A 13,561-nucleotide genomic window follows, 5' to 3' on the forward strand; every position below is an offset into this window, starting at 1 on the left:
TCCTACTCGGCACCGATGAATTTCCTGATTTAAACAACGATGGACGAGCAATACCTTCCGGGGAAAGTAGCGACTAACGCTCAGGAATACTGGGAAAAACATCGGACGTTCAGGGCCGTAACGGATCCGAAACGGGAAAAATTCTACTGCCTGTCGATGTTCCCCTATCCTTCCGGCAAGCTGCACATGGGTCATGTGCGCAACTACACTATCGGCGATGTGATCGCACGCTACCAGCGGATGCAGGGCAAGAACGTGCTGCAGCCGATGGGTTGGGATGCGTTTGGACTTCCGGCGGAAAACGCCGCGATGGCCAACAATGTCCCACCGGCTCAGTGGACCTATGCCAATATCGACGAAATGAAGAAGCAGTTGAAAGCGCTTGGTTTTGCGATTGACTGGGACCGGGAGCTCGCCACGTGCAAGCCGGAATATTACAAATGGAACCAGTGGTTATTCCTGCGCATGCTCGAGCGCGGTATCGCTTACAAACAGACCGGCGTGGTGAATTGGGACCCGGTGGATCAGACGGTGCTCGCCAACGAACAGGTGATTGACGGTCGAGGCTGGCGGACCGGCTCGTTGATCGAGAAACGCGAGATTCCCATGTATTACCTCGCGATCACCCGGTATGCCGATCAACTGCTTGACGATCTGGAAAAGCTCCCTGAATGGCCGGAACGCGTCCGCGCGATGCAAGCCAACTGGATCGGCAAAAGCTATGGCGTCCGGTTTGCGTTTCCATATCAACTGAACGGGAAAGAAGAAAAGCTTTGGGTGTTTACCACGCGCGCCGACACCATCATGGGCGTTACGTTCTGTGCGGTGGCGGCCGAACATCCGCTCGCGACCCATGCCGCCAAAAACAACCCGGCTCTCGCCGCATTCGTCGATGAATGCAAGCGCGGATCGGTGATGGAAGCCGACATCGCGACAATCGAAAAAAAGGGCATGCCGGCCGGAATTCATGTTATGCATCCGCTGACGGGAGAACCGGTCCCGGTATGGGTCGGCAATTACGTGCTCATGGGTTACGGCGAGGGCGCCGTGATGGCGGTGCCGGCGCACGATGAGCGCGATTTCCATTTCGCCAAAATGTACCAGTTGCCCATCAAGCAGGTGATCGCGGTATCCGGCGAATCCTTCTCTACGGATGCCTGGCAGGAATGGTATGCCGAAAAGGAGCGGGGACGTTGCATTAACTCCGGTAAATATGACGATCTTGACTACGCCGGGGCCGTGGAGGCCATCGCCGTGGACCTCAAGCGCAAAAACCTGGGAGAGAAACAGGTCATGTGGCGCTTGCGCGACTGGGGGATATCGCGACAACGTTACTGGGGGTGCCCGATACCTATTATTCATTGCGATCGCTGCGGCGATGTCCCGGTGCCGGACAGGGACCTGCCGGTGGTGTTGCCGGAAGACTGCGTCCCCGATGGCAGCGGGAACCCGCTCAACAAACGCGCGGATTTCGTCGCCACCCGCTGCCCAGAGTGCGGCCAACCGGCGCGGCGCGAAACCGACACCATGGATACGTTCGTGGATTCCTCCTGGTATTACGCGCGCTACTGTTGTCCGGACAACGGCAAAGCGATGGTGGACGAGCAGGTCAAATACTGGATGCCGGTCGACCAATACATCGGGGGCATCGAACACGCGATCCTGCATCTGCTGTATTCGCGCTTCTGGTGGAAAGTGATGCGCGATGTCGGTTTGGTTCAGGGCGATGAACCGTTCGCGCGGCTGCTGACGCAGGGCATGGTGTTGAACGATATTTTCTTCCGTAAACCGGCGAACGGGCGGGTGGTTTACTTTAACCCGGCTGACGTTGAAATAAAATGTGACGAGAAAGGCAATCGCACCGGTGCGATACTGAAGCGCGACGGCCAGCCGGTTGAATTCGCGGGCATCGGCACCATGTCGAAGTCAAAGAATAACGGCGTCGATCCGCAATCGCTCATTGAACAGTACGGCGCTGACACGGCGCGGCTGTTCATCATGTTTGCCTCGCCGCCCGAGATGACGCTGGAGTGGTCGGACGAAGCCGTGGCCGGCGCCAACCGGTTCTTGCGGCGGCTCTGGAGGATGGTGGCCGAGCACGTCCGCGGCGGATTGCCGGCCAGAAAGGAGTGGCCCGATTTGCCGCCGGACCTACTTGAGTTGCGGCGTCTTACACATCTGACGTTGCAGAAAGTGACCGATGACATGGGGCGGCGTCGGACTTTCAACACCGCCATCGCCGCCGTGATGGAATTGACAAACGCGCTCGGCAAGCTCAAAGACAACTCCGAGCCCGCCAAACGGGTGCGTCACGAGGCGCTCGAGATTAGCGTTCAGGTGCTTTCACCGATCGTTCCGCATATCTCACACGTATTATGGTTCGCGCTGGGAAACAAGCAAGCCGTGGTCGATTCTGGCTGGCCCCGGCTGGACACGGTTGTCTTGAAACAAGACAGCCTCGAGATGGTCGTTCAAGTGAATGGCAAACTCCGCGGCCGTGTTTCTGTTCCAGTGCAGGCGGGCGAGGAGAGAGTGAAGGAGATTGCGCTGGCGAACGAAGCGGTGTCGCGCCATGTCGGCGGCAAAGCGGTAAAGAAGGTAATCGTCGTGCCCGGGAAATTGGTGAATATCGTGGTGGCATAAAGTGACAAGTAGCAAGTTACAAGTAGCGAGTAAAAGCCGTTGGCAAGTTTTTCTCTTGCTACTTGCTGCTTGCCACTTGCTGCTGTTGTCGTGCGGATTTCACCTGCGCGGTGCCGGAATGTTCGAGCTGTCTCCCGCATTGGCCAAAATGAGGGTGATGGTGGAGGGCAGTCAGTTGCAGAATGAACCGCTGCTTGTGGCCATGAAAAGCGCCCTGCGTTTGCAAACCATCATACAGGTTGAAGATTCGGGCGATGCACCGCTGCTGTTGCTCTACGGGGAACGGTCGGAAAATCAGCTATTGTCCGTGATCTCAACCGGCAAGGCCGAAGCCTACCTGTTGAAATACGAGGTCAGTTTCCGCCTGATCGATAAGGAAAACAAACCGTTGTCGGAACCGCAGACAGTCAGGGTTCGGCGCGATCATGCCTACGACCGGCTGAATATTCTGTCGAGCGAGCGGGAAGAGCAAGAGTTGCGGCGCGAGATGCAACGCGACGCCGTGCAGCAAATATTGAGACGACTGTCACGGATCAATCCGGAGGCAAGGCGTGTCGATCAGCGCTGACAATTTAGCGCAGCATTTGAAGCGGGGACTGTCGCCGATTTACCTGGTTTATGGCGATGAGCCGCTGCTGGTGGATGAAAGCTGCACCGCGATCCGTGAAGCGGCGCATGCCGCCGGTTACCACGAGCGTCAGGCGCTTACCGTGGAAAGCGGTTTTGACTGGAACGGGCTTTTTCATTCCACTCAATCCCTGTCGCTTTTTTCCGAACGCCGTCTCATCGAATTGCGCCTGCCCACCGGCAAGCCCGGTGAAGCCGGCGCGAAAATACTCATGGATATCGCGGCGCACCCGCCGTCCGACATTATTTTTTTGGTGAGCAGTGGCAAACTCGACAAGCAGGCGCGCGCGGCCAAATGGGTGAAGGGGCTCGAAACCGCCGGAGAAGTCATCGCGGTTTATCCACTTGAAGGAGCGCAATGGCCGTCATGGATACGACATCGCATGGAAATGAAAGGTCTCAAGCCCGGTGCCGGCGTGGTGGAATTGCTGGCGCATCTTATGGAGGGAAACCTCCTCGCCTGCGCGCAGGAAATTGACAAACTGAGCATGCTCCTTGGCGCAGCCGAGGTGGGTCTTGATGACATCGAAGGTAATCTCAGCGACAATGCCCGCTACAACGTTTTTGCGCTGGCGGACGCCAGTCTGCGCGGCGAACCGGTGGCAGTGGAGCGGATTATCAACAACCTGCGCCGTGAGGGCGTTGAACCGATACTGGTTCTCTGGGCGCTGGCGCGCGAGGCACGCGAAATGGCGCAAATGTCGGCGATGGTCGCCGATGGCCAACCGATTGCGCGCGTGCTTGAAGCGAGACGGGTGTGGACCAAGCGCAAGCCGCTCGTGACCGGCGCGTTGAAGCGGTTGTCGGTAAATGCGTCACAGGATCTCCTGCGGCGCGCCGCCAGGGCGGACCGCATATTGAAAGGCCGTGGAACCGGCGATGTATGGCAGGAATTACAGTGCCTTGCGCTCTGCATGAGCGGTATGAAGCCCGGAACATGTAATATTTAGTAAATTGATGCACCAAGAGCGATACGCATGAAGACAGCATCGAGACATACCGCCGACGTGGACATCCATGGCTATATGCAGGATGTCGGCCGTCGCGCGCGCGCCGCGGCGCGCATTATCTCGCGCGCCGAGACAGCCGCGAAAAATAACGCGCTGCTTGCCATGGCTGCCGAGATCGAACGCGAGAGCGGCACGCTGCTTGACGCAAACAAGATGGACCTCGACGCAGGTAACAACCAGGGGCTGGATGATGCCTTGCTGGACCGGCTGGAACTCAACGATTCGCGCATCAAGGCTATGTCCGAAGGTTTGCGTCAAATCGCCTTGCTTCCCGATCCTGTCGGTGAAATCACCGATTTGAACTATCGCCCGTCCGGTATTCAGGTGGGACGCATGCGCGTTCCCCTCGGTGTCATCGGCATTATCTTCGAATCGCGGCCGAACGTTACCGCCGATGCGGCGGGACTTTGCCTCAAGTCCGGCAATGCGACCATTCTGCGCGGCGGCAGTGAAGCCATTCACTCGAATCGGGCCATCGCGGCCTGCATCCAGTCAGGGCTCAAGCAAACACGGCTTCCCGAAGACGCCGTCCAGATGATCGAGACCACCGACCGCGCCGCGGTGGGGGAATTGATACGCATGAAGGAATTCGTGGACGTTATTGTTCCGCGCGGGGGCAAATCGCTCATCGAACGGATCAGCGATGAGGCGACCATCCCCGTCATCAAGCATTTGCATGGGGTGTGTCACGTTTACATCGATGATAAGGCCGATAGAGATAAAGCCGTGAAGATTGCCTTTAATGCCAAGACCCAGCGCTACGGCACGTGCAACACCATGGAGACCCTGCTGGTTGCGCAAGGCATCGCCGGAAAAATCCTGCCCGCCCTGGGCGAGATGTACCAGGAGGCAGGGGTGGAACTGCGCGGCTGTGAGGCTACACGCCGGATTCTTCCCGGCATCAAGAGCGCCACCGAAGAAGATTGGTATACGGAATATCTCGCGCCGATTTTGTCTATCCGGCTCGTGAAAAACGCGGAGGAGGCAATTGACCATATTGCGAAATATGGATCGGCGCATACCGATTCGATCGTGACCGAGGACATCACCTGTGCACGCCGTTTTCTGCGCGAAGTGGATTCGAGCTCGGTAATGGTCAACGCTTCCACGCGCTTTGCGGATGGGTTTGAATACGGTCTTGGGGCGGAGATCGGAATCTCGACCGATAAACTCCACGCGCGCGGGCCGGTGGGGCTCGAGGGCTTGACGTCGGTAAAATTTATTGTCCTCGGAGATGGTCATATCCGGAAATAAGCATGATTTTTGGATTGACATCTCGATGTCGGTACTGATGGCCGGCGCTTCCCGATTGACGCTGCATTAAGTGAAACCCCTTGGCATTCTCGGCGGCACGTTTGATCCCGTTCATTACGGTCATTTGCGCCCGGCACAGGAAGTCCTGCATGCCCTGGATCTGGCCGAAATCCGGTTCATCCCTGCCGCGATTCCCCCACATCGTCGCCCGCCGGTGGCCACGGCCGAGCAGCGCTGGCGCATGGTTACGCTGGCCGTGGAGGGAGTTCCCGGGTTCGTCGTGGACGAGCGCGAAATCATTCGCGGAGGGCTTTCATACACCGTGGAGACGCTGGAGTCCCTGCGTCAGGAATGGGCATCCCGATCATTGTGTCTGATGATGGGAATGGATGCGTTCGCGGGCATGGGATCGTGGCATCGAGCAGAACGGTTGCCGACCCTGGCGAATATCATCGTGATGACGCGGCCGGGGTGGGATTTCTTCGGGAACGAAGAATTGCCGTCGTGGGCGCAAGACCGAATCGAGCCCGATCGTGAAAAACTGATTCAAAACATAAATGGAAAGATATTTTTTCAGGCAGTGACACCGCAGCCTATCTCCGCCACGCAGGTTCGGGAGGCTATCGCCCGCGGAGAGCCGGTGGAGAATTTTATACCCCCGACCGTTCTCGAATACATTCGCGCTAACCGAATCTACCGGCTCAAGGAATTGGATGGCAAGCGTCTCTAAATCCAGAAGGATTCGTGATTGGGTATGCGAAGCCCTGGAAGATGCCCGGACGCACGACATTGCCGTGCTCGATGTTCGGAAGGTCAGTGATTTCACGGATTATATGGTGATCGCGACCGGCACCTCGAACCGGCACGTTCAGTCGACGGCGGGCAAGGTAGTTGATATCTTGCGCGAACGCCACATCCGCCCGGTGGGCATTGAAGGAGAAAAAATAGGCGATTGGGTGCTGATTGATTTCGGTGACGTTGTTGTTCACGTGATGCGCGAACAGACGCGGGATTTTTACAATCTGGAGAAACTCTGGTCCGATGCCAAGAGAATCAAAGTAGCAAGTTCCAAGTAGCAAGTGGCAAATTGTTGCCTGATTCTTGCTACTTGCCACTTTATACTTGCCACTGAAGTTTTTTATGCGAATCCATATCATCGCGATCGGTGCGCGTATGCCGGCTTGGATTGAGGCCGGATACGAGGAGTATGCCAGGCGCCTTCCGCGAGAATGCACCCTGGTTCTGCACGAGATCCCCGCACGTCGGCGCGCCAAGGGCGCCGATATCAGCCGACTCATCGCACAGGAGGGCGCGCGCCAGTGGGCCACTGTCCCTTCGGGCGCGCGTGTTATCGCGCTCGACCGCGCGGGCAGAAAGTTGGATACTGAGGCGCTTGCGACTGAAATCAAAAAACGCCTGGCCGTCGGAGAGGATCTCGCTTTTCTGATTGGCGGACCCGAGGGCCTGGCACCGCAGTGTCTCCAGAGCGCTCACGATCGCTGGTCGCTTTCGGAACTGACCCTGGCGCATACCGTGGTTCGCGTGGTACTGGCCGAACAGCTCTATCGCGCCTGGAGTATCATCCGAAATCTGCCGTATCATCGCTGAATCCGGTTTTAATCGAGGTACCGTTCATGAAAAACGGAAATTCCGCTGCCAAAATTTATCTGGCTTCGGCCAGTCCCCGGCGTCATGATTTACTCGGCCATTATGGATTGGAGTTTGAAGCGCTGCCGTCCAACCTGCTTGAGGTGCACCAAAAGAATGAAGCGCCTGTGGATTACGTGACACGCGTGGCGCATGACAAAGCCGAGTTTGTCGCCAAGCTCGTCAAAGAACGCGGTCTCCCGGAGTATCCCGTTCTGGGGGCGGATACCGAGGTGGTACTGGACGGAGAAATTCTGGGCAAGCCGGGTGGTCGCGATCACGGCATGGATATGTTGCGCCGGCTCTCGGATCGCACGCACGAGGTTCTCTCCGCGATTTGCGTGCTCGATCGCGGAAAGGAATACACCGCCCTCAATACCAGCCTGGTCACGTTTACTTCCATCACTGAAGAAGAAATTGCGCAATACTGGGAATCGGGCGAACCCGCCGACAAGGCCGGTGCCTACGCGATCCAGGGTCGCGCGGGTGGATTTATCACCAAGCTGGAAGGAAGTTACTCGGCCGTTATGGGCCTGCCGCTCTACGAACTGGCCGAGATTATGAAAAAAATCCGCAGGCAAAGCGCGTGAGCGAGGAAATTCTCATCAACGTCACGCCGCAGGGCAAAGCGGAGAATCGCCCGCCCCATCCTTGGGGCTCGCCCCTGCGCGCTTCGCGCTCCGGGGCCAGCGTCGCTTCGCTCCGCTGTCCAATTCTGCTCCAGGCAGAATTGTCGCGAATGCATTTAACATGTATTCGCGCCGCTGAGCGCCCGGCCGGATGGCCGAGCTGGGGATCAACCGTGCACGAATGTCGCGCCAGGGATGGCTGGTAATACCGATAGCCTATGAGCGAAGAAATCCTCATCAATGTAACGCCGCAGGAAACTAGAGTAGCGGTCGTCGAAAACGGCATGCTCCAGGAAGTGTACATCGAGCGCGCCCGCCAGCGCGGAATCACCGGAAACATTTACAAAGGCAAGGTAGTCCGAATTCTTCCAGGCATGCAGGCGGCGTTTGTGGATATCGGTCTTGAGCGCACCGCGTTTCTCCATGCTTCCGATATCCGTGCCGTCTCAAGCGCTGATAACGAGGCCAATACGTCTCCGACCATTCATGAGTTGCTGAAAGATGGTCAGGAAATTGTGGTTCAGGTGGTCAAGGATCCGCTTGGCACCAAGGGCGCGCGCCTGACCACGCAGATTACCCTGCCCGCACGCTATCTCGTCTATCTTCCATACAGTAAACACATCGGGATTTCGCAGAAGATCGGGGACGAGGCGACGCGTGAACGTCTGCGCCTGCTGGTTAAATCCGCCTTACCGGAGGATACGGAAAATGGCGGATATATTTTGCGTACCCTGGCCGAGACGGCGACGGAAGAAGAAATCCATACCGATATTCGCTATTTGCGACGGGCCTGGTCCACTTGTCAGGAAAGAATTTCCGAAGCTCCGGCAACCAGTCTTATCCATGAGGACTTGCCGCTGGCGCTCCGATCCATGCGCGATCTTGTGCCCGACAACATCGAGAAAATCCGAATCGATTCGCGTGAAATCTATCTCAAGGCCTGTGACTTCGGAAATGAATTTATACCCGAGATCGCCGATCGAATCGAACATTATCCGGGCGAACGTCCGATCTTTGACCTGTATTCAATTGAGGATGAAATCGAGAAGGCCCTGGACCGGAAGGTAATGCTGAAGTCGGGCGGATACCTGATCCTGGACCAGACGGAGGCCATGACCACCATCGACGTGAATACCGGGGGGTACGTCGGCCATCGGAATCTTGAAGAAACCATTTTCAAGACTAATCTTGAAGCGGCGCAGACCATCGCGCGTCAGCTGCGCCTGCGCAATCTGGGGGGCATGATCATTATCGATTTCATCGATATGAATGAGCCTGAACACAAGCGCCAGGTGCTGCGTGCCCTGGATCGCGCCCTGTCACGCGATCGCACCAAGGTATACATCACCGAGATGTCGCCCCTGGGGCTGGTGGAACTCACCCGTAAACGCACGCGTGAAAGTCTCGAGCATGTTCTTTGCCAACCCTGTCCGGTTTGCGAAGGGCGCGGCATGATCAAAACGCCGCAAACCGTGTGTTATGAAATTTTTCGTGAAATCTTGCGCGAGGCGCGCCAGTACGGCGCTGATGAATACCTGGTGCTTGCCTCCCAGCCGGTCATTGACCTGCTGCTCGATGATGAGGCAGGAAGCCTCGTCAAGCTGCATGAGTTCATTGGCAAGCCGATACAACTAAAGGTTGATCCGGTGTATACGCAGGAACAATTTGACGTAGTATTGATGTAGCGCCAAGCGGCGGCCCATGCCGGAGCCGGAAACTTATGCAAGTTCCTGGAATCGAAAGAAATATGAATCGATTCCCTCCGGGCAATTTCGGCTTTTTCCGCCGGGAGCGCCAGAATAGCATTATGTTCACATTCACCACCCGGATGCGCCAGCGGACGACGACATGAAAAAGCGATTACGGCGATATGCCACCCATGCCGGACGTGCGACGCTCCATATCAGCCGCTGGACTTTGTACGTTTCCGGCGCCTTGCTGGTATTACTGGCGATTATTTTCTCCATCGCTTTTTTTCTGTTGCCGAAAGTGGCGCAGCAGAAATCCGAGCTGGAGCAATATCTGAGCCAACGTTCCAACCGCCAGGTACGCATCGATACGCTGCAGGCCTACTGGGACGGGTTGCATCCCGGCGCCAGGATCACCGGGCTTCAGGTGTTTGCCGCCGATGGAGTAAAACCGGCGATACAACTGAGCGAAGTTCGTTTGAGTCTGGCACTGTTCCCCCTGATCCGGGGAAATCTGGAAATCAATCATCTCGTCGTCGTCAATCCCAATCTTGTACTCGAGCGTCTCAAAGACGGACGTTTCCGCATATCCGGATTTGATCCCTTGCGGGGAGATGAACTGGGTGAAGGCGAAAAGTTCGTCACCTGGCTGTTCCAGCAGGGAAAGCTTGAGATTGAAAATGGCGCGCTGAAATGGATCGACCACCGGGAGAATGCCCCGGTCCTGAATTTGACCAGCGTAAACCTGAGCCTCAGAAATAACGGCGATCGTCATCGCCTGGATTTCAGCGCGCAATTTCCTCCCGCGATCTGTCGCGATTGTTCTTTCGCGGTCGATATAACCGGTAATCCGTTTCACTCGTCTGAATGGGACGGTGATATCTATCTGCGCGCGGCGGAAGTGAATGTCTTGGCGCTTCCATTGATAGCACGAGAGAAGCTTCCGGCTGTGTTAAGGGGAAAGTTCAATGTGCAGCTCTGGTCGGAATGGGAGCAGGGGCTGCCGGTTTCATTTCGTGGCCAAGTGCACGTGGCGGATCTCAAGTTGCCGATTCCGGGATGGGATTCACCCCTTGGTATCCGCGAAGCAACTGGCGATTTGAACTGGAAGTCCCGGCGTGACGGGTGGCGACTTGACGTGGCGAACCCCCGGATAGGATTGATCGGCCCGGCCTGGTCCGCCGGTCATCTGCGGATTACGCATCAGCCGGATGAAACCCTGATCCAGGCCAAGCATCTTGAATTCGGCGATATCACCGGTTTTATCAGGCGCATGAAAAGCGACATCGTTGAAATCGCTAAAAAAGGTTTGGAAGAACATAACAAGCTGCTCGATTTCTGGCTCGTCAGCCGGCCTGAAGGTCTGGTCGATAATTTCGCGCTCCGCCTGCACGGCGATTGGACGGCAGCGGAGGATTTTTCCCTGGTTGGCGATGTATCCGGCGGGAATGTACTGCCCTATGGAGATTTTCCCGGGATACAAGGACTCAACGGACATCTATCCCTCTCGCGCAGCACGGGCAGTCTGCAGCTGGATTCAAATAAAATTACCGTTTCGCTTCCCAAGATATTCCGTGCTCCGTTAATGGCGCAGCGGGCCGGCGGCGACATCAAGTGGGAAAAAACCAAAGATGGCTGGCAAGTGATTGGAGATAATCTGCGCGTGGTGAGCGAAGATGGCCGCGGCCATGGCAAATTGATTGTGCGAGTCCCGCTGGACAAGTCAATATCTCCGTATGTAAGGCTGCGCGTGGATTTTCAAGAGGGGAAGGGCGCGCGCGCCGCCCGGTATTTTCCCGCTTATCATTTTCCGGCACGTACGCTGGCCTGGATGGAAAGCGCTTTTGCCGGTGGCGAGATCACGCAAGGACATTTGATCTACGATGGCCCGATTCGCGAATTTCCTTTCCGGAACCGTAGCGGAAAGTTTGAAGTGCGCGGCCACGTGCGCAACGGCATTTTTCGTTTCCTTCCCGGTTGGGAACCGGTCAAGCACGCCGAAGTGGACGTGGCGATTACCGGCCCCGAGATACTTGTGACCGGCAGTGGAAAAATCGGAAGCCTCGACGCTTCCCAGATTAGTGTTAAGGGGGGTTACAACAACGATGAACCGTATGTGGTGCAAATCAGTGGCAAGGTCAGCGGGAAGGTCGATGAGACACTGAAAGTACTTCGTGAAGTGAAGTCTGAACCCGATAAGTCACGCTGGCTTTCCAACTTGCCATCCGGATTGCATGGTTCGGGTGAGGGTATTCTCAACCTGGGCCTGACGATTCCGGTAGGCGAGGCGCATCAGATTCGAATCAACGGCAATTATCGTTTTTTGAAAAGCACCTTGTATATTCCCGATACGGCCGCGGCAGTCGAAGAGATTGAGGGTAGCGTTCAATTCACTGAAGCGGGGATTCGTCGAGGAACCCTGCACGGCCGTTTCATGGGTGGTGAGGCCGTAATGGCCGTCAATCGGGAGAATGACGAACTGTTACTTTATGGCCAGGGCAGCATCACCGCGCCAGGGCTGGCCCCAATCGTCGGACCGAAAATCGCCCCGCGAATCCAGGGCAATGCCAAGTGGAATGTCACATGGCGTTCGCGCAACGAGGCGAGGGATCTGCGCGCCGATGTCGATTTGCAAAATATCAAAATCTCTCTTCCACCGCCGTTTGATCAGCCGACCTTGTTCGGAGGAAATAATTTACTTGTCAGAACCGTATCGAGCACGCAAGACGGTTTGTCGCTCACGCTTAATGCGGGCAATCGCCTGAGCGGCAAGCTGATTGTGGCTCGCGCGGCCGATGGATGGCGTCTGTCGAGCGGACGGATCGGTTTCGGGGAAGAGCGCGTGCCGCCTCCAAAAGCCCGTGGGCTGCATGTCAGCGCGCGTCTTGACGCGGTGGATCTGGATCAATGGTGGCCGTTGCTGGGCGAGGGCACGATCGGCGCCGCGGAATCGGTTAATCGCGTCACTGCCGAGGCACGATCGTTCACGATGTTCGACCGTAATTTCGGAAGCATCAATCTTGATATTTCCCGCCGTCGCGGAACCTGGAGCGGTACTGTCAATGGTGATTCCATGGCCGGTGACATCAAGCTTTCCGGCAAGGGCGCCTCCGCCCGTTATGAACTTGACATGGCGCATCTGGTTTTGCCGGAAAAGCAGCACCGCCGGAGTGACACCGAGGTTGACCCGCGCCGCCTGCCTACTGTCGTAGTGCGCAGCAAGTCATTCCAGCTTCGTGACAAAGCTCTGGGCGAACTCGATTTCCAGGCTGTTCCCGGAAAATCCGGCTGGCAGTTCAAGCGTTTCACTCTGGTCAGGCCCGAGATGAAAGTGGATGTCACCGGCAGCTGGCAATATCTCAATAACAAGCATGCCAGTGATTTCACCATCGAGTTTAAAAGTTCCGACATGGGCAAGACCATGGAAGCGTTTGGATCGCCTGACCGGCTGTCCGGCGGCGATGTGGTCGTTAATTCACACTTGTCATGGCCCGGATCGCCGGCGAATCCACAACTCGCCAATCTGAACGGCGGCATCGAAATTTCGGCCAAGAAAGGCCGCTTTCTCCAGGTGAAGTCAGGCGCCGGGAGAATGTTCGGGCTGCTCGATCTCAGCGCCATCGGCCGCTACCTCACGCTCGATTTCACGCCGGTGTTCGGTAAAGGTTTTATCTTCGATCAGATCAAGGGGAAAATCGATATTGAAAAAGGCAACGCCCATTCCCGCGACTTTTCGATTCGTGGGCCGGCGACGCAAATCGCCGTCGGCGGGCGCGTGGGCCTGGCCGCGGAAGATTACGATTTGGTCATCGAGTTGGAACCAAAGCTCAGCGACAGTCTCACGCTTGCCTCCTGGGGCGTGTGGGGTCCGCAGGTGGCCGCGGTCGTGCTGGCCGTGCAAAAGATTTTCAAAAAACAGATCGCCAAGGGTACCCGCGTAACTTATGTGGTAAAGGGTCCGTGGGAAAATCCGGTCATTACCAAACAGGTCAAAGGCGAAGGACCTGATAACCGGAATGCCGCCCCGAAAACGAGTGATGAGCCAGGCGTACAGTGATATCCT

The 13,561-nt window shown here is 56.6% G+C and carries 10 protein-coding genes; all 10 read left to right on the forward strand.

From position 1 onward, the window contains the following. Window positions 1-39: 39 nt before the first annotated feature. The 10 genes from leuS (at window position 40) to WD823_RS13565 (ending at window position 13,555) form a co-directional block, all read left to right on the forward strand. On the forward strand, window positions 40-2,643 hold the full coding sequence (gene leuS / locus WD823_RS13520) for a leucine--tRNA ligase (RefSeq protein ID WP_368430024.1): 2,604 nt from the start codon (window positions 40-42) through the stop codon (window positions 2,641-2,643). 55 nt (window positions 2,644-2,698) lie between these two features. Then, complete coding sequence (lptE, locus tag WD823_RS13525; protein WP_368430025.1) at window positions 2,699-3,211, forward strand: LPS assembly lipoprotein LptE; 513 nt, start codon at window positions 2,699-2,701, stop codon at window positions 3,209-3,211. Next, complete coding sequence (holA, locus tag WD823_RS13530; protein ID WP_368430026.1) at window positions 3,195-4,220, forward strand: DNA polymerase III subunit delta; 1,026 nt, start codon at window positions 3,195-3,197, stop codon at window positions 4,218-4,220. The genes lptE and holA overlap by 17 nt, the downstream gene beginning before the upstream one ends. 27 nt (window positions 4,221-4,247) lie before the next feature. Beyond that, the gene (locus tag WD823_RS13535; RefSeq protein ID WP_368430027.1) at window positions 4,248-5,534 is read left to right on the forward strand and encodes a glutamate-5-semialdehyde dehydrogenase; all 1,287 of its coding nucleotides are present in this window, start codon (window positions 4,248-4,250) and stop codon (window positions 5,532-5,534) included. A gap of 70 nt (window positions 5,535-5,604) precedes the next feature. Beyond that, a complete protein-coding gene (gene nadD / locus WD823_RS13540) occupies window positions 5,605-6,264 on the forward strand; it encodes a nicotinate-nucleotide adenylyltransferase (protein WP_368430028.1) in 660 nt (219 codons plus the stop codon). After that, entirely contained in the window at window positions 6,248-6,610 is a 363-nt protein-coding gene (gene rsfS, locus WD823_RS13545) for a ribosome silencing factor (protein WP_368430029.1), read from the forward strand. Before nadD ends, rsfS begins: the two co-directional genes overlap by 17 nt. Window positions 6,611-6,674: 64 nt before the next feature. Next, window positions 6,675-7,142 carry a 23S rRNA (pseudouridine(1915)-N(3))-methyltransferase RlmH gene (gene rlmH, locus WD823_RS13550; protein WP_368430030.1) on the forward strand — a complete coding sequence of 156 codons (468 nt, stop codon included), beginning with the start codon at window positions 6,675-6,677 and terminating at the stop codon, window positions 7,140-7,142. 26 nt (window positions 7,143-7,168) lie between these two features. Then, a complete protein-coding gene (locus WD823_RS13555; protein WP_368430031.1) occupies window positions 7,169-7,771 on the forward strand; it encodes a nucleoside triphosphate pyrophosphatase in 603 nt (200 codons plus the stop codon). Between the two features lie 257 nt (window positions 7,772-8,028). Beyond that, the gene (rng, locus tag WD823_RS13560; protein WP_368430032.1) at window positions 8,029-9,495 is read left to right on the forward strand and encodes a ribonuclease G; all 1,467 of its coding nucleotides are present in this window, start codon (window positions 8,029-8,031) and stop codon (window positions 9,493-9,495) included. Window positions 9,496-9,658: 163 nt separating this feature from the next. Next, complete coding sequence (locus tag WD823_RS13565; protein ID WP_368430033.1) at window positions 9,659-13,555, forward strand: YhdP family protein; 3,897 nt, start codon at window positions 9,659-9,661, stop codon at window positions 13,553-13,555. Window positions 13,556-13,561: the final 6 nt, after the last annotated feature.

Source organism: Sulfuricaulis sp., assembly GCF_040901545.1.
GTDB lineage: Bacteria > Pseudomonadota > Gammaproteobacteria > Acidiferrobacterales > Sulfurifustaceae > Sulfuricaulis.